This is a genomic window from Shewanella sp. 1CM18E (assembly GCF_023161665.1).
GTDB lineage: Bacteria > Pseudomonadota > Gammaproteobacteria > Enterobacterales > Shewanellaceae > Shewanella.
In genome coordinates, this window is sequence record NZ_JALNTW010000011.1 from 40,286 (window position 1) to 63,459 (window position 23,174).

The 23,174-nt window shown below is 43.3% G+C and carries 21 protein-coding genes; 6 read left to right on the plus strand and 15 right to left on the minus strand.

All coding sequences use genetic code 11. The annotated features are described in order from the left end of the window. Positions 1 to 583: 583 nt before the first annotated feature. The 11 genes from MSG37_RS14525 to MSG37_RS14575 form a co-directional block, all read right to left on the minus strand. A complete protein-coding gene (locus MSG37_RS14525; protein WP_248471372.1) occupies positions 584 to 1,867 on the minus strand; it encodes a winged helix-turn-helix domain-containing protein in 1,284 nt (427 codons plus the stop codon). Positions 1,868 to 2,143: 276 nt separating this feature from the next. Then, complete coding sequence (locus MSG37_RS14530; protein WP_248471373.1) at positions 2,144 to 2,989, minus strand: ABC transporter permease subunit; 846 nt, start codon at positions 2,987 to 2,989, stop codon at positions 2,144 to 2,146. A 1-nt stretch (position 2,990) separates the two neighbouring features. Continuing rightward, entirely contained in the window at positions 2,991 to 3,899 is a 909-nt protein-coding gene (locus MSG37_RS14535) for an ABC transporter ATP-binding protein (RefSeq protein ID WP_248471450.1), read from the minus strand. A gap of 59 nt (positions 3,900 to 3,958) precedes the next feature. Then, positions 3,959 to 5,266, minus strand: coding sequence for a nitrous oxide reductase family maturation protein NosD (gene nosD, locus MSG37_RS14540; RefSeq protein WP_248471374.1), 1,308 nt, complete (start codon positions 5,264 to 5,266; stop codon positions 3,959 to 3,961). A gap of 100 nt (positions 5,267 to 5,366) precedes the next feature. Next, positions 5,367 to 5,855 (minus strand): nitrous oxide reductase accessory protein NosL, encoded by a 489-nt coding sequence (locus MSG37_RS14545; RefSeq protein ID WP_248471375.1) that lies wholly within the window; start codon positions 5,853 to 5,855, stop codon positions 5,367 to 5,369. Positions 5,856 to 6,154: 299 nt separating this feature from the next. Next, complete coding sequence (gene nrfD, locus MSG37_RS14550) at positions 6,155 to 7,102, minus strand: NrfD/PsrC family molybdoenzyme membrane anchor subunit (protein WP_248471376.1); 948 nt, start codon at positions 7,100 to 7,102, stop codon at positions 6,155 to 6,157. A gap of 2 nt (positions 7,103 to 7,104) precedes the next feature. Further along, positions 7,105 to 7,812, minus strand: coding sequence for a 4Fe-4S dicluster domain-containing protein (locus MSG37_RS14555; RefSeq protein WP_248471377.1), 708 nt, complete (start codon positions 7,810 to 7,812; stop codon positions 7,105 to 7,107). A 76-nt stretch (positions 7,813 to 7,888) separates the two neighbouring features. Next, on the minus strand, positions 7,889 to 8,626 hold the full coding sequence (locus MSG37_RS14560; RefSeq protein WP_248471378.1) for a tetratricopeptide repeat protein: 738 nt from the start codon (positions 8,624 to 8,626) through the stop codon (positions 7,889 to 7,891). A 31-nt stretch (positions 8,627 to 8,657) separates the two neighbouring features. After that, positions 8,658 to 9,461, minus strand: coding sequence for an FKBP-type peptidyl-prolyl cis-trans isomerase (locus tag MSG37_RS14565; RefSeq protein WP_248471379.1), 804 nt, complete (start codon positions 9,459 to 9,461; stop codon positions 8,658 to 8,660). 37 nt (positions 9,462 to 9,498) lie between these two features. Beyond that, positions 9,499 to 9,927, minus strand: coding sequence for a rhodanese-like domain-containing protein (locus tag MSG37_RS14570; protein WP_248471380.1), 429 nt, complete (start codon positions 9,925 to 9,927; stop codon positions 9,499 to 9,501). A 60-nt stretch (positions 9,928 to 9,987) separates the two neighbouring features. After that, entirely contained in the window at positions 9,988 to 12,024 is a 2,037-nt protein-coding gene (locus MSG37_RS14575; RefSeq protein ID WP_248471381.1) for a multiheme c-type cytochrome, read from the minus strand. 554 nt (positions 12,025 to 12,578) lie between these two features. Between MSG37_RS14575 and MSG37_RS14580 the strand changes: the two genes are divergently transcribed. From MSG37_RS14580 to MSG37_RS14590, 3 genes are read left to right on the plus strand one after another with little or no spacing between them, the layout of a single operon-like run. Then, positions 12,579 to 14,552 carry a heme lyase CcmF/NrfE family subunit gene (locus MSG37_RS14580; RefSeq protein WP_248471382.1) on the plus strand — a complete coding sequence of 658 codons (1,974 nt, stop codon included), beginning with the start codon at positions 12,579 to 12,581 and terminating at the stop codon, positions 14,550 to 14,552. Continuing rightward, the gene (locus MSG37_RS14585) at positions 14,549 to 15,007 is read left to right on the plus strand and encodes a cytochrome c-type biogenesis protein (RefSeq protein ID WP_248471383.1); all 459 of its coding nucleotides are present in this window, start codon (positions 14,549 to 14,551) and stop codon (positions 15,005 to 15,007) included. The genes MSG37_RS14580 and MSG37_RS14585 overlap by 4 nt, the downstream gene beginning before the upstream one ends. After that, on the plus strand, positions 15,000 to 15,584 hold the full coding sequence (locus MSG37_RS14590; RefSeq protein WP_248471384.1) for a TlpA disulfide reductase family protein: 585 nt from the start codon (positions 15,000 to 15,002) through the stop codon (positions 15,582 to 15,584). The genes MSG37_RS14585 and MSG37_RS14590 overlap by 8 nt, the downstream gene beginning before the upstream one ends. 257 nt (positions 15,585 to 15,841) lie before the next feature. On the opposite strand, the gene nhaC is transcribed toward MSG37_RS14590, so the two are convergent. Then, a complete protein-coding gene (gene nhaC, locus MSG37_RS14595) occupies positions 15,842 to 17,356 on the minus strand; it encodes a Na+/H+ antiporter NhaC (protein WP_248471385.1) in 1,515 nt (504 codons plus the stop codon). A 496-nt stretch (positions 17,357 to 17,852) separates the two neighbouring features. Between nhaC and MSG37_RS14600 the strand changes: the two genes are divergently transcribed. Continuing rightward, positions 17,853 to 18,011 carry a hypothetical protein gene (locus tag MSG37_RS14600; protein WP_248471386.1) on the plus strand — a complete coding sequence of 53 codons (159 nt, stop codon included), beginning with the start codon at positions 17,853 to 17,855 and terminating at the stop codon, positions 18,009 to 18,011. Between the two features lie 187 nt (positions 18,012 to 18,198). Next, complete coding sequence (locus MSG37_RS14605) at positions 18,199 to 18,777, plus strand: nucleoside triphosphate pyrophosphohydrolase family protein (protein WP_248471387.1); 579 nt, start codon at positions 18,199 to 18,201, stop codon at positions 18,775 to 18,777. A gap of 95 nt (positions 18,778 to 18,872) precedes the next feature. Here the strand turns inward: MSG37_RS14605 and MSG37_RS14610 are convergent, their stop codons facing one another. Continuing rightward, positions 18,873 to 20,030 (minus strand): hypothetical protein, encoded by a 1,158-nt coding sequence (locus MSG37_RS14610; RefSeq protein ID WP_248471388.1) that lies wholly within the window; start codon positions 20,028 to 20,030, stop codon positions 18,873 to 18,875. A gap of 314 nt (positions 20,031 to 20,344) precedes the next feature. Here MSG37_RS14610 and MSG37_RS14615 point away from each other — a divergent pair, with 314 nt between their 5' ends. Then, positions 20,345 to 21,256: an alpha/beta hydrolase-fold protein gene (locus tag MSG37_RS14615; RefSeq protein WP_248471389.1), complete on the plus strand. Its 912-nt coding sequence runs from the start codon at positions 20,345 to 20,347 to the stop codon at positions 21,254 to 21,256. 154 nt (positions 21,257 to 21,410) lie between these two features. Here the strand turns inward: MSG37_RS14615 and MSG37_RS14620 are convergent, their stop codons facing one another. Next, on the minus strand, positions 21,411 to 21,941 hold the full coding sequence (locus MSG37_RS14620; RefSeq protein ID WP_248471390.1) for a hypothetical protein: 531 nt from the start codon (positions 21,939 to 21,941) through the stop codon (positions 21,411 to 21,413). A gap of 262 nt (positions 21,942 to 22,203) precedes the next feature. Further along, on the minus strand, positions 22,204 to 23,070 hold the full coding sequence (gene ubiA, locus MSG37_RS14625) for a 4-hydroxybenzoate octaprenyltransferase (protein ID WP_248471391.1): 867 nt from the start codon (positions 23,068 to 23,070) through the stop codon (positions 22,204 to 22,206). Positions 23,071 to 23,174 lie beyond the last annotated feature (104 nt).

The window sequence follows — 23,174 nt, forward strand, 5'->3', positions numbered from 1 at the left end:
TTGTTATCGATGCTACATTTTAAAATATTGTCGATGCGTCTTGATAATGTTCCCCAGCAAACTACAACTCATCGTTTTAAAGCGCAAAAAAAATAAAAACAAACACATTATCCATACAGCACAATGTTCTTTTATAGCCACTAATTTGGTGATGACCTTGATGTAATGCAGAACTCACAGAAAACACCATTTCCCCATCGAAGTTGCCGAAATACGGAAATAAAAATGCCGTGGAACCATCATGGATGATGGTTCAGGCTCGGGGGGACATGGATGTCCCATCTGAGCCGTTAGGCGATTTTCATTGGAGTATGAGGATCAACAACTTCGCTTGGGGCGCTGAGGGTTTGTTAAGGGGGACAAGCGCTTTCCCCCTTGACTCGGGTGTGGGCGAAGCGCCACGACGTTGATTGTTAGACGCAGTCTAACTGAGAAGTCAGGCCCAGCCTGATGCCCTTAGTGTGGAGCACCACAATCAAACAAAACGCACAAAAAAGCCCACATAACCGTGGGCTTCTAAAGTGATACTCAGAGCTAAACCATACACTCAGAACTCATCACCAAACTTAACCTCGATATCAAGTTAGATATCGAATCTCTCATAATGGTACCAAGCCGTAACTTGGCCAAACAGTGGGATAGTCCACACCGCGGTTTTATGATCTTGATGTACTCGAATAAAATACAACTCTTCATCCTTAATATCGCGTTTACGTAAATCGCGATAAAAACGTACCGCTGAGTCATTCAATTTATCCGGTTTAATCAGGTCTTTTTGCTGTACTCGCACTTGGAAGATATCAGCCTTTAAACCATCAACCATACCTGAGTATTGCTTGAACTTACCGCGCACCTTGTACTTAATCGGCGTGGTTAAACAGTCCTCATCGGTAATACAGGTCGATGAGTGAAACTCGCCGGTATCGTCTGAATCATAAATCAGCGACATATTGATATCGGCGCGAATTAACAGCTCGTCTTTAACTGGAAAATACACGTCAGCTTGGTAGTTATGTTCAAGGAGTGCGCCACTGGTGTCAGTACTTTCTGGCAGCATCACGCGGTTATAACGAATGCGCTGCTCCATGGCTGTCGATAACTCCATAAACTCTGGCATGTTTAGATTCGCCGGCTCTGAGTCTACTGAAGTGATGTTAATTAAGCCCTTACCTGCACATTGCTCTTGGTCGGTCCCCGGGCAAATCGCCATCGAGTAGTTTTCACCGTCGGTAGCGGCAAATGCATTAAAACCTTTATGACAGGTCATAAAGTTATTGTCTGGCTCTAGATGCTTTTCCCACATAAACGGATGCAAATGCTGGGCTTCGTCTTTATAAAGCAGCTGGGCATTGCCCTTCAAACCACCGATTTGTAACTCAACTTGAGTGTCGGCGCTCCAGCGAGAGAGGTTCTGCTTTATTTTATGATAATCGCTGCAATACCAAGCCCATAAGGCTAATGCCAGTAACACGACTATGCCTGATATTTTCACTAATAGTGAAACATCAAATATGGCGGCTTTCATCGACTCGGCGTCATTTACCGCAAGCATTTTTACATGGGATTGGGTTGAGATATGTAATTGATAACCACGGCGAGCGATGGTTTTTAGCTGCACTTCTCGATAAGGATCGAGCTTTTTACGCAAGGTACTAATACATTGAGTTAAGGAGGTTACGGCAACAACACGATCGGGCCAGCCTGCGCTGAGTAATTCCTCTTTGGAACACACTGGCTTTGACGACAACAAAAGTCGGTGCAGTACTGCGGATTCTGAGAACGTTAAACTGACTTTTTTGCCACTAACGTGATCAACGAGCTGGTTAGCCTCAGTATCTAACTCCAAATAAGGAGTGATTTTCAACACAATTAACCTCTTTTAATTCTTTTGCGTAATTGTTGTATCCCTAAGCAACCTCAAAAGGCAGGTAAAACACGGATAAGGTCGTTTGGGGGCAAGCGTACAAGCGGATAAATTCTACCGTTAAGTGCTTAAGTAGAATGTGATAATTAACTCAAATTAGGTAGTTAAGATGGGTATTTGCAGCTAATGTTCACAATTTAAGAACTGAATAATATTAGCTGCGTTACCTAAATGAGCTTTCTCTAATCGCTTTATGCTCTTATGACTAAAATAACGTCGTTACAATGGCTTATATTTAAAAATGCGATGAGATATAGCTGTTAATGAGCCAATCCAAAGCAAGAGTAAGCCATACATGCCAGGTAGTCCCCAATCTGAATTGGCTAACATAGCTAAACTACCACTAGCTTGATTGCCATCTATTGCAACTAAGTTGATGGCGCGATACAGATCCGTTGGGCTCATGGCGATAAGCGCGTTAATCACATACTGGTTCGCAAATGAAAAGTCAGACACTAATATGGTTAGCAGTAATAGGTCGTAAATCAGCACAAACAGGAACCAAATTAGCAGTAAGCCGCCTATGGCTTTGGCCTTTTCTGTGCTTTTTAGGCTCACTATGTAACTGATTAAAATAAACGTGAGTGCTAGCAAATTACTGCTAATTAAAAACTGTACGAAGGCACTAATTAACTCGCCCTTTTGGTAGTGCTCGCCAAGCATTAGCAACAACACTGCAGTAAGACCAAACGCTGCGCCAGTAGCCACTAGCATTACTGTGACATGGCCTAACAGCTTACCAAACAGAATTTGCATCCGTGTCAGCGGGTAAGACAGTAATAACAGCAAGGTACCGGATTCATCTTCACCTACAAAACTGTCGTAACACAGTAAAATGGCCGCTAATGGGATGATAAATACTGAGATAGTCGATAGGCTGCTCATCAAGCTATCAAGCTCTGGTAGGTACAAGCTACCTGTAACCGCACTGCCCGCAAAGCTAACGCTTAACGACAATAACAGGAACATGCTGCCCATAAAGGTCAGCCAGCGATTACGCGAACTGTCGCAGATCTCTTTGTAGGCGATAATTAGAATTGGCGAAGTGAGTCGAGTGATGAACATGTTAAGCCTGCTCCACTGGGGAGCACAAAGATTGCCCCATTAATTCATGATATATATCTTCGAGCCTTGGCTCTTTAATCTCAAAATCGAATACTTGGCACTGAGATACCAAGTGCTTGACGATCTCTGCTTTATCCTCTGAGTCAAATTGCAATATGCCTTGATGATAGAACTGCTGTAGGTAAGCGTTACTTTTGACTTGCTCGGTTAACTCATCAAATTGGATGCTAGATTTCAGTGCGCTAGCTCGGCTTAGCTCGGCGCAAGTGCCTAGAGCTCTGCGCTTGCCCCGCGCCATAATCAGTGCGGTATCTAGGTGGGACTCAACTAGCGACAACTCATGGGTTGAAATCACCACTGCACAACCTGCATTTTTTAGCTCGTTGATTTTGCCGTAGAGAAACTGTGAGGCTTGTGGATCGAGGCCAACGGTGGGCTCGTCGAGCAGTAGAATTTTTGGCTCTGACAAAATAGCTTGCGCCACACCAAGGCGTTGCTTCATGCCTTTTGAGTAGGTTTTTAACTGCCGATGCTGAGCGTACCCTAGACCAAACTCTTCAATCAGTGATTCGATACGTGCTAGACCTACGCCCTTTAACGCGGCGAAGTAACACAGCACTTCTCGTCCACTTAGCTTGTCGTAAAAGCTCACATCCTCTGGCAAATAGCCCAAATTAATACTGCGTTTTTGATGATTAGTGTGGGCGCACTGCCCCATCACTTCAGCCTTGCCCGCTGTTGGTGTAATCAAACCTAGAATAACTTTAATCAGACTAGATTTACCGGCACCGTTATGGCCTAGCAGCGCCATAGTTTGCCCCGCATTAACCTCAAAACTGACATGGTTAAGTGCAGTAAAATCGTTATATTTAAGGCTAACATCGGTTAGCTTTACTGAGGGTGTCACCATTACGTTCTCTTTATCATCCGACTCTAAAGGGGCTGTTAACTCGATGTAAGTCCCCATTTTTACAAGGCTCTTTCAAGGTTAAGCAAAGGAAAGCTATCGACAATGCCTGTCGATGGACCAAACGCAAACTGGCTCTGCACCCAGCGAAGTACTGCAACTACAGGGCTGTTCATTAAAAATTCGGCTTCAGGGTAAAGCCAAAATAACTTGTCGAGACTGTCGTTAGGGCGATATGGCGCGTCAGCTATACCGTCATGGTTAGCGTCCCAGCCCATATAGCCACTCCAGTAGTTACCTTTGCCTTCATGGCTCCACTCTAAAAGCGAGTCGCCAACGTATTTGACTTGAATTTGATTATTTACAAACTGGTTGCCATAAACCTTGTTGCCCTCGCCGCCCATGGCCATATAAATGCCAATGTCACTGGTCGCAAATAGGTTATGGGTAATTTCGTTATCTCGCGCGCCATAGATGAAAATCCCTTTGCCCTCATTACCTAATTCAGACTTACCTTGGGGATTGTGCGCTAATGAGATGCGATTATTGCTAACAATGGAGTTATTGCTGATATTGAGCAAAACGCCAAAATCGAGGGCGTTAGAGGCTTGATTTTGGTGTAGGTTTACAAAGTGAGAACTCATAATGGCATAACCGCCATCAACGTTATCCACTTCGTTGCCGTAGGCTTCATCGTACTTGGTGTACATGTAATGAATGCCGTACTGCTGTGAGTGGAAACGATTATTAAACACTAAGCTATTAGTGCTGGTTTCAAGATAAACCCCGTCTCTCACATCTGAAATTTTGTTTTCAAAGACCACAGGTTCATCAACGCCTTTGAGATAAACGCCGTCACCGCGATCAAGCTTGTATAGCTCTGGATTACCTGAAATGACGTTATTTGCCACAGTAATTTTGCGTGAGTTTTCAGAGTAGATCCCAAAGCCATCGCCTTTTAAGCGGCAACCCTCTATACGCACGCTATTGGCGTTGTCTTTCACTAAGATACCGGCGTTAAGCTCGTATAGGTCAGCGCCCCAGTTTTGGATCTGCAGATTACTAATTTTGGTGTCGCTACTATGGATACTTAATGCGCTACCAACACCTTGAGCGTCAATAACAGCGCCATTTTCACCGGTTAAGTGAATTGCCTGTTGCACCTCAAAATTACCTAGGTACACACCCGGTTTAAGGGTAATCGTGTCACCCGCAGCAACCTGTGATAGCTGCGCTTTTAATGCGTCAGCACTGGTAACTGAATAGTTAGCCGCCAAACTAAGTGGACTAAACAGCAAGGTTAATGCAGCGATACACTTTGCGGGGCAATTAAATAAGGGAAGCATTGGGCTGTGGGTGACTCTTTTCATATACACACTCAAGATGTGAGCCTTAGCTCACATCATCAAACGCAAATTTTATTAGTGATTGAGTTATTGGCTGAGATTAGTGACTAAGTGAGTAGTTGGCTTATTCGCCAGCTAACAAACTAATATCAATCTGCTCATAGGTAAGCACTGCACCGCCAAAGTCTTGGGCAAATTGCTTAGCTGCCTCTTGAGTTTTAAAGCTAGCAACTGCAGGCCCCATTACCGCCTTTTTACTGGTGCCATATACATACCAAGCCGTTTTAGCATCAACAAATGCATCGTCTGTTGGTTTTTCCCAATCAGTTGCACCTGCGTCGTGAACAAATAAAGCGTCAATTTGGCGCTTGTTTTCTGGCTGTAGCGCAAAGTTAAACATGTCGCGCGTAGAACAGAACTTAGGCACGACCGTTTGGCCTTTAAGATGAACTTGGCCTTTAGGACCCGGATATTTGGTGATCATCATGCCGCAAAGATGGCAGCGATCATGCTCATGGATCGCTTGCGCTGTAACTTGCGCTTTTTCAGCGTTGCTTTCGCCGCAGGCAGTTAAAAATGGGATAAGAAGCAGTAAAGCGATTAACTTTTTCATAGTAATTCAGTCTCTATAGTACTTTCTGCTAGCCCTTAAATAGCCTTGCAGGGCGGCATCTTTAAGGGCTAGCTTACTCGTAGTTAATTAATTACTCAGCGCCACTGAATGCTCATAGGGAAAGCCTTCAAAGACTCGCCAGTCATGACAATTGAGATCTTAATTAACATCATTAGTGTTGAACCTTTGGCGACGCCTCTCTTCCTATCGAGACTCCACCGCAGGTTCGCCACTTATTTCAGTCTTATCAGTCGTTATCACTTGCTCGGGGAAGCGTAAGTTTAAACGACTAATATCGACTAGATGGCATTCAATTGACCTGCGTAAATGATGAACAAACGCAGACACATCATGCCAACCACTGCACACATACCTGACATGTAGAAGGCTTTAGCTGAGTGGCTAAAGGCTTTACCTGTTGCAAAGTTAAGTAGCAATGGACCAACAAAACCAATACCAACAACACCAATCCAGAACACGTTAGCCCACACACCAGTATGGAAACCAGCGAATGCTGCTTGTGCACCAGCATTACCTGTTGCCAAAGACATGATAATCATGAATAGGAACAGCGCTTCTGCAGCCATTACTGGCCATTCTAGGCCGTGTAATGTGTGCATATCTTTGCTGTGTAGGTCTTCTTTAAATACTGATACTGCAATCATTTTTGCTGATGCAGCACCCGCTGAAAGACCAGACGCAACGAATAGCGCAGGTAATACAGAAGTATTGATAATTGGGAAACGAATTAACGCAGAGATCAAGAAGCCGGTGTAAGCACACACTGACATAGCAAGTACAAGTACTAGCTTTTCAGATGGTGAACGTAGACCACGTAACTTGTCGATAATGGGTAGTAAGAAGTTCAAAGGCTTGTAAGCTTTGATCTCTTCTTCCATTGCGAACAAGGTTACTAGCGCAACTAATGGAATGTATGCAGATAGCGCAATAACACCCACTGACATCACTGAGTTTAGGTTGTAGAACACCAAAATACGCCAGAAGAACAGCGGATTAGTTAAGTCTAAAACCAGACAGATCATACCCAGTGCAATCGTTACCAACGACACTAAAGACGCCGCCTTTAAAAAAGGTGTGTTTTCAGTTTGTTTTTTGTAGAAACGAATGAACAGGGCAACAGCTAATGCACCACCAGAAATACCAGCAAAGAACAGGTAAACCGCGATTGGCCAAGGCCACGCGATGCCTTGTGAAAGGCCCATTGTAAATTCAATATTACCGTCCATGATTACACTCCCAGCTTAACAATAGGTATGTAACGCAAGCTAGGTTCAGTACCGAAACCAGGCTTAATTCTTACCGAATCCTTAACAGCTAATAACTTGCTGACATAAGAAGTTGGATCGTTAGCATCACCGAAAATCAATGCATCGTAACGGCACTGCTGCACACATGCAGGTAACTCGCCAATGGCAAGCTTGCTGTTTAAGCAGAAGTCACAGTTATCGGCTACATCGGTTTCTTTGTTGATGAAACGTGCATCGTACGGACAAGCACCAATACAGTACTTACAACCAGCACATTTCGCCGCATCCATGGTCACAATACCAGTCTTAGGATCGCGATGAGCCGCGCCCGTAGGACATACTGTTACACAAGGTGCGTTTTTACATTGCTGACAAGAAACACGAACAAACTTACGTTCACAACCACAGCCTGTAGTTTTGCCGCAGTGTGGACAAGGTTGACCTTCAACGGCACCTGATTGCTGTTCCATTAACAGTCGAGACTTGCCTTCTGGTAAGTGGTTAGCCTTGTTACAAGCTTCCTTACACTCACCACAACCAACACATTTGTTTTGGTCGAAAACCATTACGTAATGCGGTGTGTAGGCATTTTCCTTTTCTTTGACCGAGCTGCACCCTAGTGGTGCCAATATCAAAGAGCTGGCTCCCAGACCTTTAAGGAACCTCCGTCTCTCTAGATTTTCACTCACAGCATCCTCCGATTGTCGGTTTAAAACCGACACGTTATTTTTTTAATTTAATATTTTTATTGCGCTGAAATTAGGATTAATAATCCACTGCAGATTTAGCTTTAATTAATAAGCCCTTGGACTTGTTAATTGCATAATTAATGGCGTCTCGATTAAATATTTGCTTTTTATTGGTTAAAACAATCTCCCAGTTATTAATCGCTTTTTGATAATCACCATTTAGGTAAGCATCGTTAGCCAGTAATAAACGGGTATTTAATTCTTCATGATGTAGAGTTAGCGCCCTCGCGATCACTAAAGAAGTGTCCATGTTCATTACCCGGTCATCGCGGTAGTACATAGACGTTGCTTTAAGCCCTAAAGCTTCTGTATTTTGAGCATCGATAGCCAATAACAGCTCTAACGTTGCAAGTGCATCATTGTATAAGCCACCATCGATATACGACTGGGCTAGCCCTAATAGCACGACTGGATCACCGGGATTATCTTCAGCAAGCTTAAGGCCTTTATTGATATCGGCAACTAACAGGTAATCAATGTTGTAATCAACTTGCGCTGAGTCCAACTTTTCATAACTGCCAATTGTTAAATAAAGTAATGCCGAAACACTGATAATAAATAAGCCAATTGATCCAAAATAATAATTATTGTGTTGTTGAGTATCATTGCTGTCGATACTTATATTAGAGCCAAAAAAGTGCCCCACTTCTTTTTCGAGACTGGCAACTTCATTGTCGTATCGGTAATGATGACAAAAAAGAAATGCCAGCGAACAAAATAAGATAAGTGAGATACAAATAAGTAGCGTATTCATTTTGGCTCTATATCAATAATTAATATCAAATTTAATTGTGTGGATTGGCGCCCATCATGCCGCCCATCATTCCACCCATGCCCATACCACTTAGGCCCATGCCGTGAGAACCTTCACCAGGCTGCTCAACTTTGACAAGCTCAACCTCGAATACCAATGTCGAGTGAGGTTGGATCATGCCAACTACACGGTCGCCATAAGCAAGTGCAGGTGGAATAGTTAACTTGAATTTTGACCCTTGAGGCATAAGAGCAAGTGCTTCTTGCCAGCCTTCAATAACGGTAACTAAAGAGAAACGGTTAGGTTCGTCGCGGTCATAAGTGCTATCAAACTCAGTACCATCAATCAGGGTGCCTTTGTAGTGCACGGTTACCACGTCATTGCCTTCTGGCATTTCGCCGTCACCCATGGTGATCACTTCATATTGCAGACCTGATTCAGTTTGCTTCACATCGCTGTTCTTAGCGTTTTCAGCCATGAAAGCTTCACCCGCTGCAATGTTCTTTGCAGTTAGTGCATCTAACTTAGCTTGCTTAGCAGCGTTTAATGTTTCAGCGCGTTGATTAAGGTAGGTTAAGATGTCTTCTTTAGACATTTTGGTTTCGTCTTTTAACGCGTCTAGTAAGCCGTTAACAACTTGACCCATGTCTACTTCAGCACCTAGCTGAGACTGGTTATATACCTGACTAGAGATATGATGACCAAATGACGCACCAATACTGTACGATTCCTTTTCAACATCAGTAGTTAAGTCGCCACTTGCGAAGCTAAACATAGACACTGACATGGTTAGACAAGACACAACGGCCAAGACACTTTTTTTAAGCTTTTTCATACTATCAATCTCACTAAAAATAAATTTACATAATCCGTTATGGCTTTTCTGTTACTCGATTCGCTAAACGCCATCCGTAGATCCCATCAGGCATTTGTAGAACGTTGGTGTAACCCAACTTCATCACGTGTCGAGCAGCAATTTCACTGGCATTACAAAGACGGTTTGCACAGTAGAAAACCATGAGTGCGTCTTTGTTTTTTGGCAGCAAGTCTTTCCAATTTTTTACGTTGAAATAAACAGCGCCTGGAATGAATCCTTCAGCCCATAGTTCCAAGGTGTTGACATCAAAGAAGTAAACTCCCTCTTTGCCCACTAAGGTTTGTGCTTCCATCATGGTGATCGTTTTTAACGTTTCAGCATAATATGTAGCCGGGCCCATCTCTTGACCACCACCGGCATGACTGCTGGTTGATAGCATTGACAACAAGACGGTGAAAACGACACTTCCCAGTACTCTATTCATAATTTCTCTCTTAGTTACCTCAACTTAGGCGTACCTAAGTTGAGGTCGATATCAACTCAATTACATTTTTGCAGCGCTGTAACCAACACCATCAAGAATATTTTGAGCTTGGGTAACATAAGTTAGTGCAGCGTCTAGACGCTTCTGGCTGTAACGGAAGCCATGAACACCCCATGAGCCGTCTTCTTTGATTAGCTCAATCGTTTCTTGTGCTTTCTCAGCTAGCATTAGGACTTCAGTCTTGTCTGCAGTAGACAGCTTAGTCACTTCAAGTAGCATATCGATGCGCTCAAGAGCTTGTTCAACTTGTGCAAACACCTCTTTAACAGGCTTTTGCATCTTCATTACTTCACCGTAGATTTCCATCTGGTCGTCGTAATGTAGGCCAGTTTCTAGCTCAGACTGGAATGGGCTGTGACAACCCTTGTTATCCACTACGTCTTTGTCAGAAATCGCGGTACGAGCACAAGTCCACATAAGGTCTAGGTAGTTGTGATCTTCTTCGTTCTTAGCAACAGTCCAGCCTTTCACGCTTGAATCACGTGGCTTGCCTTCAGGTGGGTTAAGTGTCTTACGCTCTGGGTGGATATCAATCTTCCACATGTGAGTACGACGAACCGCGTCAAAACCTGCGTTGTCTGGGAACTGAATCGCAGCGAAGTTCTCACAGCTACCCATGTTTGGCATGTGACAGCTTTGACAAGTTTGGTTGCTGTGAGTGTCAGTGTTGTCAGCGATGTGCGCTTGCGCTTCGTGACAGTCAACACAGTCTTTCTTCAGCTTTGGCGTAGAGAAACCAGATAGGAAATCGCCATCTGTTACTTCATGCGGATCGTGACAAGTTGTACAACGCATACCTTTCTCGTAGTGAGCAGAAGCATACATTTGTGAACCTTCAGTACCACAAGATGGACAAGCAGACTTCATGTATACGCCGAATGCGTATTCCATTTTCTCTTGAGCTTGCTCAGTATCAGCTAGTGAGTCCACGAAGAAGAAACGCTGGTGACAACGTTCACAGTTAGACTGCATGCCGCCAGTACCGCCATCTAAGTGACCGCCCGCGCCGTGACATTCTTCACAAGCAATACCTTTAGAGATAGTGTGCTTCTGTAGCTTCTCAGCGTCGCCAAGTGCATCAAAGAACTCTTGCTGGTTTTGGAAGTCGAACTTGTAGGTGTGGCACATTTCACAGTAAGAGCTACCTGGTTGGAATAGCATCTCTTTTTCGTACTTAGCACCGTATGAAGTCATACCCCACTTGTGTGAACCTGTATCACCAAACTCTTCTAGTGTTACTGGGAACTCAGGGATAGCTTTGTTGATTTTCTTAGCCATTTCTGGCGTTAACCATTCAGCCCAACCACGTGAGAACTGGTTACCACCAGCAACCATTTTACCGGTGCCTTCTGATAGTAGACCGTCACGAATGTGGTAAGTACCACGAACTAGCCATGAATCTAAGAAACCATACTTAGTACGTGGAGTACCGATGATTGCGTATACGTCGTTTGCACGAACACCATCAGGTAGCATTGATGCTTCACTACCGTATAGTGGCGCGTTCAAGTCGCCGTTTGGTACTTCTTTATCTGTAATTTCACTTGGGAAACGAACTACGTTAGCGTGACGCGAACGTTGCCATTTCTCATATTGAGTCGCGTGACATTCAGCACACTTCTCTGGACCTACGAAGTTGTTTGGGAAATCCAGTGTTGATTTAGCACCTAAACGGTACTGAACAGCACTTGGACGACCAACACGCTTACTGTATGCCTGGCTTCCGCCGGTATCTAAATATTCTTCACCACGGTCACTAATATGGTAATCACCAATTAGGTTACCTTCTTCTTGGTATTTGAACATTGGATGGTTTTGAAATAAGAAATCAAATAACTCATCTTCTTGAACAATATAATCGTGTAGTGACTTAACACCTTTAGTTTGTTCTGTACCTTGATAGTTTGCAATTGCGTTCTTAGCAGATGCACCCATTTCTGGGATACTATTGTACTTATCACCAGCAGCACTAGCGTTACCTATTGCGCCGAAACAAAACAGTACGCTCGCGACTGTTTTAAGTTTCCAACTTTTCATCATCACTCCTAGAAATATCTAGTTATAGTATTTTTATCATCATTCTCTTAAGCCACTCGCTTGTTGCACATATGCACTGAACAATTGAGTTGCAGCTATTTTCCACATCTTTTTTGCGAAAAATATGAAGCACTGCAAGAAATGAGATCTAGAAAAACACAGATAGTAAAAAATCAGTGAAATCAAAATTAAAACAACAACTTGAGAAGGATTAGCAGTTTTGTTTTTCACTTGTAATGGCGTTTTTTGATATCTAAAAGAACCTAAAAACAACCGATTTAGACGTGAAAAAATATCAGTAGGAAGACTAGGTTTGATAAAGGCTAGAGAGGTCACAAAATAGATTACTAATATAACCTACCCTTAGGCGAAACAGCTTGATAAGCAATTCATGTTCAAGCAAAGCATAGATTAAAACGTTTAGTAGACAGCATAAAACTTATATATAAAGAAACAATATGCTGGTTTAAATAATAGGCAATTCATTTGCAAGTGAATAACTAATTTAAAATAAATTTTAAACGTAGATAAGTTAATAAATAGAGAGTTAATAGATGATTCCAGAGCTCGGACTTATTTTCCTTATAATAAGCACAGTTACCGCTGTGTTACTTTCTTTTATTCCACTCTATGCTTCTTACTCAAAGAATCACTATTTATTTAGCTATGTAAAAACATTAACTGCATTAATGACATTTACTATTAGCGCCTCTATTTTATGTTTGCTTATTTCATTTCTTGTTGACGACTTTTCAGTTGCTTACGTAGCCAACCACTCCAATACCCAACTCGCGACCTTATATAAAGTGGCCGCTGTTTGGGGTAGTCATGAGGGCTCGATGCTGTTTTGGGTGGTGTCGATTGCGATTTGGGGCTGCATGATTGTGTTCTCATCGCGCTATGAAGATCAGCTTTATATCGGCCGCATGATCGCCATTTTGGCCTTTGTGATTGCCGGCTTTAACTTGTTTATGCTGTTTACTTCTAACCCGTTTGCACGCCTGTTACCTAACTTTCCGATTGAAGGCCGCGACCTTAACCCCATCTTGCAAGACATAGGGCTTATCTTCCACCCACCTATGCTGTTTTTAGGTTATGTGGGCTTAACAGTGACTTTTGCTGCCGCTATTGCCGCATTAATCGGTGGCAAGTTTACCCAGCAGCACGCGAGCTACTTACGTCCTTGGATATTAATGGCATGGGTATTTTTAACTGGCGGTAATGCTTTTGGCTCTTGGTGGGCTTATAACGAACTTGGCTGGGGCGGTTGGTGGTTCTGGGACCCGGTTGAAAACGCGTCGTTTATCCCTTGGTTAGTGGCAACAGCCTTGTTGCACAGCGTTGTACTGAGTCAGCAGCGCAGCAGCTTTAAGGTCACCACCTTATTACTGTGTTTATTAGCTTTCTCGTTAAGTTTATTGGGCACCTTTTTAGTCCGCTCTGGCATTGTGCAATCGGTACATGCTTTTGCCTCAGATCCTACTCGCGGCATGTCGATTTTATTCTTGCTTGGGGTATTTGTGTGCGGCGCACTCACCTTGTTCGCCCTAAAAGCGGGCTTGATTAAATCTAAATCAGAGTTCTCACTCGTGTCGCGCGATACTGTCATGCTACTGGGTAATATCGTGTTAGTGGTTGCAGCAATATCTGTACTATTAGGCACCTTCTACCCACTATTGTTTGAGCTATTAGATTTAGGCACTCTCTCAGTTGGTGCGCCTTACTTTAACAGTATCTTTGTACCACTGACTTTTGTCGCTGTATTGCTGATGGGCGCTGCGCCGCTAGTTAAATGGCAACATGAATCATCAAATCGCTTATACCCACTCGCAGTGTTGTTTGCTGCGTCAGCGGTAATTGGCGTACTAGTCGCGCTGCAAACCCGAGACGGCTTTGACCCTTGGGTATGGATTGGCGCAACATCCGCTAGCTGGATATTTTTAAGCTTAAGCTACTTGGTGTTTAGCTTACGCTCTCAAGGCGCTGGTTTTATCGCTAAAAAAACCGCCATGTTAATCGCCCATTTTGGCGTAGCTATCAGCATTATTGGCGCAACAGCGGTGTCTAACTTTGAAACCCAAGAACTATTAAGAATGGGACCGGGGCAAGGCAAAGTAGTAGCCGGTTACACCTTTGTCTATGAAGACACTGTGGATGTAGACGCTAAAAGCTACACTGCGATTCAAGCCAATATTCGAGTAACTGACAGTGACGATAACTTTGTTGGTTACATCACGCCGCAGCGCCAAACCTTTAAGACCAATGCCATGGAGACAACCCAAGCAGGCATTATACGTAACTTAGTGCGCGACCTTTATGTATCAAGTGGTCAGCAGTTAAGTGACACAGAATATTTAGTACGTATTAGTCATAAACCATTAGCGTGTTGGATTTGGATTGGCGGCTTAATGATGATGTTAGGTGGCTTCATTGCGGCGATGTCTGGGCTGTATAACTTACGCCGCCAACAAGTCGCTGCAACTAAGCCGCTCACTACAGCGCAATTTGCGGTTAAGGAGCCAGCATGAGTCAAGCTTACACCTCAACGCTAATGCGTTTATTAGCCGGGTTTGCCGTGTTGCTATGCATTAGCCTTTCACTGCAAGGGGCTGCACAAGCAGCAAGCGATAAAATCCATTACACCCCAGATCAAATTCGTGACTTGGGTTTTGAAATCGCCCACGAACTGCGCTGCCCTATGTCGGTCAATCAGAATCTTTTTGACTCAGGCGCCCCTATTGCCAGCGAGCTTAAAGGGCAAATCTTTTTAATGCTGGAGCAAGGTGAATCAAAAGCTGAAATCATCGACTTTTTAGTGCAGCGTTATGGTGAAAAAATCCGTTATCAACCGAGCTTTTCTGGTGCCACCGCAATCCTTTGGTTTGGGCCAATTCTACTTTTAATCGGCATTGTCGGCTTTGCAGCCGTATTTATCCGCGAACAACGTAAACCTGTAAACACTAAGGCTAATACCTATGAATAAAACATATCTACTGAGCGGCTTATTGGTTCTCTCATCTTTACTTATACCAGCCCATGCTCAGGTCGCTTCAACCAAGGTGTACAACACTGGTAAAGCAATTGAAAAACCATTGATTATGTCGCGCTTTATTGAAATGCAATCGGCTCGTTCAGTACCTGAAGTAATGTTTACTGACACCAAAGGCGAACAGATCAGCCTGAAACAATACAAGGGTAAGTTAGTGCTGGTTAACCTATGGGCGACTTGGTGTGCACCTTGTATTAAAGAGATCCCACAGATGGAGAATATCCGTCAGGTAAACAAAGATAAAAATTTAGTGGTAGTACCGATTTCTATTGATGAAGAGAGCGACAAGGTACAAGCGTTTTTAGAGCGCCATGATTTAGGTCACTACCAAACTTGGTTAGACCCGAAGAAAACTATCGACCAAATTATGCCTGCTGATGTAGTGCCTGCCACTTATGTATTTGATGGTTCAGGCAACCTTGTCGGCTTTTTACGCGGTTATTTAGACTGGGGCGACAAAGAGGTGCAACCATACCTTGAGAAGCTTACCGCTAAGTATGCTCAGCGTTAATCCTAGGTTCTAGGTCCTAGGTCCTAGGTTCTAGGTTCTAGGTTCTAGGTCCTAGGTTCTAGGTCCTGAAATGATTTTAATCCTGTTTTCCTCGCTAAACGCCCATTTCGGTGGGTTATGATTTTCACCTCTCCATGGTGATCTTTGGCTTCGTTAATGCCTGTTTGATAGTTATATTGAAAACAATATTAATCACTACGCCAACCAGCCTTGTCTTCCCTGACCGACAAGGCTTTTTTTTGCCTTATACCAATAATTTATGCGAATGCCTGCTCTTGCTCAGCTATACGCTCAATTTTAAAGTCATACTTTGCATAAGCAGCACTGATCAACGGGCAGACCAAATTGAAAAACGCGTAAGGCAGATACGCTACCGTTGCCACACCTAAGGTACTCGCCATATAGGCGCCACAAGTATTCCACGGAATAAGTGGGCTAGTAATAGTGGCAGAATCTTCTAACGCGCGACTTAAGTTAACTGGTGCAAGGCCGCGCTTAGCATACTCAACTTTTAGCATACGCCCCGGTAGTACAATGGCAATAAACTGGTCAGCGGTAATTAAATTGGCGCCAATACAACTAGCAAGGGTTGTCATAATCAAACTGCCGCTTGATTTAACGAGACCAAGAATGCTCTTCAAAATACGTTTAAGTAGACCTGTAACCTCCATGATCCCGCCAAATGCCATTGCGCAGAGAATAAGCCACACAGTGTTAATCATACTGCTCATACCGCCGCGACTTAATAAGTTATCCAATACTTCATCGCCCGTAGCGGCGGTATAACCATTAAACATAGCGACCCAAATGCCTTTAACTAATGCCACTAACGGCATTAGGCTTTCATCATCAGCAAAGGCCACCACATTATCGAATTGGAACAATGCCGCGCACACTGCGCCAGCAATCGTGCCGATAATCACAGTTGGAAAAGCGGGTAACTTTTTATAGGCCAAAATCAATACCACCAGCAGTGGTAATAATAAGTGAACGCCTGGATTAAACTGAACATCTATCAGCGATAATGTGGCTTCAAAGCTATTGTTATCAATGGTAGTTTCGCTGTTAAAACCAAGAATTATAAAGCCTATCATGGCGATAATAATACTCGGTGTTGTGGTCCACACCATATGGCGAATGTGGCTAAAAATATCAGTACCGGCGACCGCTGGCGCTAAGTTGGTGGTATCTGACATAGGCGACATTTTATCGCCAAAGTAAGCACCACTAATAATCGCACCGGCAGTGATTTCAATGCTTAACCCCATTGCTGAGGCGACGCCAACCAAGGCAATACCTAAGGTACCAGCCACAGTCCAAGAGCTACCAATACTGATGGCAACTACTGCACATAATAGGCAACAGGCAGCGTAGAAATACTCGGGATTAAGGATCAACATACCGTAATAAATCATGGTCGGCACAGTGCCCGCTAACACCCAAGTGCCGATAAGTGAGCCAACTGATAGCAGAATCAATATCGCCCCTGTCGCGACACCAATACTGCGAACTATGCCCTGCTCCATCTCAGCCCAGCTGTAACCATTTTTCCAACCGATTAATAGCGCAATGCAGCCCGCCATGATCAGTGCGATTTGGTTAGCACCAAAAGAGCTATCAGAAGAGAATAGATAAACAGCTGCGGTAAGCATCATCACCAGGGCGATAATAGGTATGAGTGCATCAAACAATGTAGCGGGCGTATGGTGGCTATCCTCTATGGGATCTATGTTTACTGAATCTGGCAGTTGCGGGTCTTTATTGTCGCTCATGGGGATCCTTTTATTGTTCTTATCACTTAGTCTTTGCAAATTAACAGCGCTATTAAACTGCCTATTCGTGCCAAGCTGGAACAACATCCTTACATAAAGTTAACAACAAGATCTAGCCAAGCCATGACTGCGCAAGCTGCCCGTTTTAACGACACACAGACATAAGTGATTAGACATTCACCACTAGCAACCAATAACAACTTAATATTCAATTAATACACATTTAATCAACCAGCAATTACCAGTGATAAAAATTCATAGCCAAGTGTTTTTGGAACAAAAAAGCAACAAAACCTATCCAATTGCAGGCTAATCGGCAAAGCTCTAACTTAGCTAATTGCTATTGCTTGGGAGTGCTTTTACTTAAGAGTGCTTTCGCACAGAGAGCCCTTATGTTACTCCTAATCAAATAATCACATTTTTAGAGAGTAAAATGCATCACTTTACTATTAGTCGCTTAAACACCCGGCTGGGCATTTTCAAACTCAAAGGAGTAGTGAATTCTGACAGCCAAGCAACTCAACACCACATTCGGGTATTCCAGCTTGAAATAATGGGCAGCGATGGTTGGGTTGAGCTTGAAGTTAGCCATCATCGGAGTCAGCAGCTTATTGAACAACTTGACGGCGAAATCGACGCCCATCTTGGTTTGTAAAGCGGTCAGCAGACGCTCTAAAGCAGTGATTAGCAAACTTAAGCGGCATAGCTAAGCTAATTCAGCCTAATACTTAGTTGGCGGGATAATTTGTCGCTACCAAATAAACCTGAGGCTTTTATTTCACGGACTGTTTCTTTAGTATGGCGGGCAATTAACTCTATTTAGCAGCAAAGGCATACTTGTCATGAAATTATCCGCTTTGGATCAACCACTATACGATCACTTATATCGCGACATTCGACAGTTCCGTGCAACGTTCGATCTGCCGATTGAAGATATCAGCAGCTTGGATGATAAAGCCGATACGCTGCACACTTCACTGGCAATTGAAGAGCTAACTGAACTTGCAGAAGCTGATAGCCGTGTTGAGCAAGCTGATGCCATTGTTGACTCAGTCTATGTATTAATGGGTCGTCTAGTACATTTAGGTGCAACTCAAGTCACTGACAGAATTGAAATTAGCTACGTTATCGACTTGCTATTACATGTAGCAAAAAACCGCGAAATTGACTTTATTACTTGTTGGGATGAAGTGCACTCAAGCAATATGAGCAAGGTATGCCGTAACGAGCAAGAGCTTAACGAGACTATCGAGTTCTACGCTAAACAAGGCGTTGAAATTGTGGGTAGCACTAAGGGCGAGTTCATTATTGCCAAATGCGCAAAAGACGTTGATATGGCGGGTAAAGTGGTTCGCCAAGGCAAGGTACTAAAATCGGTTTACTACCGCCCAGCTGATTTAGAGAAATTGGTAAAAGCTTAAGCTTTGCATCTAGTTTAATATCATCGTTTTACACAAAAATAAGCAGAGCCAACGCTCTGCTTATTTATCAATTAGGCATGCGGTTCTACTTGCCACTAGCTCACCTTATTTAAGGCTTGTTGCTCCGAGCTAACCTCCGTATCTAAAGTTAACTCACTATCTAACTGCCCTGACTCACTCAGCAAGGGTTGTAAGGACTGTATTAGTTCTATCGGTTTATCGACCACTAGGTAAACCTGTTCAATCTGTTCTGGTAATTGCCCTAACCCACCAAAGTAGGTTTGTGGTTGTTTAAATGTCAGTAATATATTGGCTGCTTTTCCTCTACCAAATTGGAGGAATTCCGATTCAGGCTTACCAGCAGATTTCGTGTGTTTTTTAATAGCGCTTTCAGCCTTATTACTGAGTTGAACCTTAGTGTTGGTGTGAATTCTCGTATTAGTCCAGTCACCATGTTGTACTGACTCTATATCATCGAATTTTACCGCCACAAAACCCCACATAGAGTTATTAAGCACTAGCTTATTGTCTTGACTGTAAACAGAGAAGTGACGTGAAACACGGTAATTCGCTGTCACAAACACCAAGCTATAAGCAAGGATGCTCGACACGATAAGTGCCAGCAGCTCACTCCAAGTAGCTATAAGAACATAGCTTAATGCGGACAACATCACTGTTGCCGTAAGCAGTAATAACCAGTGCCACACTTTGGCTGAATACAGATTAAGATTGGCTAAATTACAGCAGTGGTGGCGTGAAAACCAAGGAATAGCGTAATACCAACTAGCAGGTTCGGATGCCAGAACCAAAGCCAACGTTCGCTTCTTTTCATCCTGATACTTATCAACAATGTGCAAACGCGGATCGCCCTTCAAACTGCGAGCCTGCCATAGCGCTTTTACAATACTGACCACCAACACTAACTCGATTATCAAGAGTACTGCGATAATCGGATAACGCAACCAAGCAATAAACTCAAAATAACTGGCGAGTTCAGCCGGAAAGCTAAAGCGAGCCATCAAGCTGCTCAAACTAAACACTAGGAGCATCTTCCACCAGTGCTGCTGGCCTACATAAATGATGCAGTAAGCATACATAGCTGGCAGCATGACAAAATAACTCGCTGCTGCCGCAATGGTTAGCGCTAATGCATTGGCTCCTTCCATTGATTCAGGTAACCACTGAAAGCCTGCGCAATAAACCACTATGGCACTAAGTAGAAACAGTAATCGATATTTAACACTGCGGCGCATTCTCTGATCCTTGAGACTTGTTAAACTAATGTAACTACAGATATTGTGACGCCTTGATAACAAAACAAGTGTTGCGGCTAATATACAAACAATTCATATGTACTTAGTGAACCAATAAAACCTCATACAACTGATTAAAAGAACTGATTTTTTCATCAATGAATGTATGGGAATGAATACTTAGAGTAGGTTAATATATCTGCACTACTTATGGATAAGTCGAGCCAAGAATGTCACATCAAAACTGCAGCACCACACTCATTAAAATAATGTTTTGCAGCCTGTTATTGGCCTGCTTTTTTCCTGCGACAAGCATGGCAAACCAGCAAAATATCGATGCTACGGTCATGCACAATAGTCCGTTTAATATTCCTCGTAGCCATACGGTTAAAATTCAAGACAAAGAGCGCACATATAAGCTTTATATCAAGCTACCTAAAGGTTATAAATCATCAAAAAATCGCGACATTGACTACCCAGTTATTTACCTTACTGACGCTATGTATACCTTTCAAATTATGTCTGGTGTAACTCGCTTTCCAATGAATGCCAAACAGATGGCACCTGCAATTATTGTGGGGATCTCGTGGGAGCTAGGTATGCAAGGTGACACCAGCCGCGTACGAGATTACACACCGACGGTCGATAATAGTTGGAACAAGGTTACTGGCGGCGCAGACCGGTACATTAGGTTTTTAAAACACAGAGTCATTCCTTATGTTGAGCAAAACTACCGGACGGATAGCGAACAACGCACTTATGTGGGTAACTCTCTTGGCGGGCTTTTAGGTGGCTATATTCTATTAAAACAACCTGAGTTATTTCGCAATTACTTGCTAGGCAGTCCATCATTTTGGTGGCAACAGCAAACCTTACTCTCTCAGTTAGAGAGCAATAGTGATGCTCTGACTAAGCTAAATGCGAATATTTTTGTTGGCATTGGTGCACTGGAGCACAATAGAAAGGGCGGCGATTCAGAGTTTGATATGGTAGCAGATGCTAAACGCTTTAAAGCCTTACTCGATAAAGCCGCAAAGCCTCAGCCGCAACAAACCTTACACACTAAACTGCTAGTGATAAACGAAGCCCATCATGCTACGGCCTTTGCTACCACAGCGGTTCATGGCATGGATTGGTTATTTAATCATAAGCAAGGTAAGAGCCTGCCCAAGGCGATAAGCTCGCAGAGCAATAAAACAATGCGCCATGTAGACGGCAGCTTTTAGCAAAGCAATTTTCTAATCAGTTGATGGGCTAGTATTTAGCTAGTTGATGCATTAACTAGCCATAGTGTTTTCAGCCATCTATATAAAAAGATTATAAATAAAGGCATCAACAACCAAAGCAACTACTAGAGACTAGCGACAAACATAAAGGCCGCTAGCTAATGCCTTTCTGCTCAATTTTTAAAATACAGGGGGTTCTAATCAGCACTTTAGCGCTTTTATATGTCAGCTCGTGCTCATACCAATGTATATATAACCTTAGCTCGACATTGTCGTTAAAGTGATTGCTGTTATAAAAATGGCGATAGCAGCGATTGTGCTGTAAATAACCGCTGTGATACAGCTTTAACATACGCTGGCCAATGTGGATTTCACGAAAGTCGACACCATGTGCCGAGTTATGAGGAAAATGATACTCACCATAGCGATAGTTGCCGTTAAGCACTTCGATATTGCGGCCTTTGGTCAGTAATGAGTTGAGCTGCAGCGCATCTACTCGGCTAGCAAGACATAAGCCACTTAATGCCACACAACTAATAACCGCCAGCGACCAAGCAACAAAGCCTTGCGGTTTAAAGTAAGAAAACAACAACCAAAACACTAAAATAACTGCCGCTATTAGCAGTAAAGCTAACTCGTAATCAGCCCATTGTCCGGCTTCATACGCTGTGATCCAAGATGACATAAATCCCTCCGCAGCGACCAAATCCATTTGTTGCATATGGGTGCAAAGCCCTACCGGCTCGCGCTTTTAAATAAACTTACTCTATGAATATGTCACTGCAATGATCCTTCATTACAGTGCCTAACATCTTTGTTCAAATTAAGTATAGTCAGGATTTTTGCGAGGCTATTGAGATAAACGATGTATTACTTTGTAATCAGCCATAAAAAACGCCTCCAAATGCGTGCACTTGGAGGCGCTTAACTAACTGTAATAACAATAACTAACCTAAAATGAGATAGTCTAAAGTCAGTGCGGCATACAATACAAAACCCGCCCAGTTATTGTTTAAAAAGGCTGTAAAACAATCTGCACGCTCTCGAGCAAATATCAGCTTTTGTTGGTACAAACCAAAACCGATAAAGGACAAAATACCTAAGGCATAAATTTCGCCCCGCCCAGCCACCATACCCGCAACAATCAAACAGCTTAAGGCTGCTAATTGAAATGCACCAATGATGTGACGATCGAAACGGCCAAATAAAATAGCGGTCGACTTAATACCGATTTTTAAATCATCATCGCGATCAACCATGGCGTACATCGTGTCGTACGCTACCGTCCAGCACCAGTTAGCTGCAAATAACCACCATGCTTCAGTAGGTACCGTACCTGTTTGCGCCGCATAAGCCATGGGGATAGACCAGCTCCATACCGTGCCCAAAAACATCTGCGGCATGTTGGTATAACGCTTGGTGAAGGGATAAATAATCGTAAGAATGATGCCAACAACAGATAGCTGCACCACCACAGGATTTAGCATCAGCACTAGGCCAAATGAAAATAAAGCGACAACCAGGAACAGTAATAAAGCTTCTTTACTGGAGATTTCACCGCTGGCTAACGGCCGAGATTTAGTGCGTTCAACGTGGGCGTCAAGATTTCTATCGGCATAGTCGTTAATAATACAGCCACAGGCGCGCATTGAGAAAACACCAATCACAAAGATAATAAACACTTTAAGATCTGGTAAACCACCAGCAGCAAAGGTCAGTGCCATTAAACATGGCCACATCAATAACAAGGTACCAATGGGACGGTCCATACGCGCAAGTCGCATATAAACGTCTAGTTTATCCCTTAAATTCATGTTCAGGCTCTCCTACAACGTCTTCGGCCTTTAGTTTTGTAACCGCATTATGACTGAGCTGTAACAGTATTCAACCAGTATTGAGATAAATAAAATTGCTACCG

What these genes read in the sequence shown, in the direction of transcription:
- MSG37_RS14610 (WP_248471388.1), bottom strand. Translation starts at nt 20,030, where the DNA reads ATGCGCCGCAGTGTTAAATATCGATTACTGTTTCTACTTAGTGCCATA.
- MSG37_RS14605 (WP_248471387.1), top strand. Translation starts at nt 18,199, where the DNA reads ATGAAATTATCCGCTTTGGATCAACCACTATACGATCACTTATATCGC.
- nhaC (WP_248471385.1), bottom strand. Translation starts at nt 17,356, where the DNA reads ATGAGCGACAATAAAGACCCGCAACTGCCAGATTCAGTAAACATAGAT.
- MSG37_RS14620 (WP_248471390.1), bottom strand. Translation starts at nt 21,941, where the DNA reads ATGTCATCTTGGATCACAGCGTATGAAGCCGGACAATGGGCTGATTAC.
- MSG37_RS14565 (WP_248471379.1), bottom strand. Translation starts at nt 9,461, where the DNA reads ATGAAAAAGCTTAAAAAAAGTGTCTTGGCCGTTGTGTCTTGTCTAACC.
- MSG37_RS14585 (WP_248471383.1), top strand. Translation starts at nt 14,549, where the DNA reads ATGAGTCAAGCTTACACCTCAACGCTAATGCGTTTATTAGCCGGGTTT.
- MSG37_RS14560 (WP_248471378.1), bottom strand. Translation starts at nt 8,626, where the DNA reads ATGAATACGCTACTTATTTGTATCTCACTTATCTTATTTTGTTCGCTG.
- MSG37_RS14545 (WP_248471375.1), bottom strand. Translation starts at nt 5,855, where the DNA reads ATGAAAAAGTTAATCGCTTTACTGCTTCTTATCCCATTTTTAACTGCC.
- MSG37_RS14570 (WP_248471380.1), bottom strand. Translation starts at nt 9,927, where the DNA reads ATGAATAGAGTACTGGGAAGTGTCGTTTTCACCGTCTTGTTGTCAATG.
- nosD (WP_248471374.1), bottom strand. Translation starts at nt 5,266, where the DNA reads ATGAAAAGAGTCACCCACAGCCCAATGCTTCCCTTATTTAATTGCCCC.
- MSG37_RS14580 (WP_248471382.1), top strand. Translation starts at nt 12,579, where the DNA reads ATGATTCCAGAGCTCGGACTTATTTTCCTTATAATAAGCACAGTTACC.
- MSG37_RS14535 (WP_248471450.1), bottom strand. Translation starts at nt 3,899, where the DNA reads ATGGTGACACCCTCAGTAAAGCTAACCGATGTTAGCCTTAAATATAAC.
- ubiA (WP_248471391.1), bottom strand. Translation starts at nt 23,070, where the DNA reads ATGAATTTAAGGGATAAACTAGACGTTTATATGCGACTTGCGCGTATG.
- MSG37_RS14530 (WP_248471373.1), bottom strand. Translation starts at nt 2,989, where the DNA reads ATGTTCATCACTCGACTCACTTCGCCAATTCTAATTATCGCCTACAAA.
- nrfD (WP_248471376.1), bottom strand. Translation starts at nt 7,102, where the DNA reads ATGGACGGTAATATTGAATTTACAATGGGCCTTTCACAAGGCATCGCG.
- MSG37_RS14615 (WP_248471389.1), top strand. Translation starts at nt 20,345, where the DNA reads ATGGCAAACCAGCAAAATATCGATGCTACGGTCATGCACAATAGTCCG.
- MSG37_RS14590 (WP_248471384.1), top strand. Translation starts at nt 15,000, where the DNA reads ATGAATAAAACATATCTACTGAGCGGCTTATTGGTTCTCTCATCTTTA.
- MSG37_RS14575 (WP_248471381.1), bottom strand. Translation starts at nt 12,024, where the DNA reads ATGAAAAGTTGGAAACTTAAAACAGTCGCGAGCGTACTGTTTTGTTTC.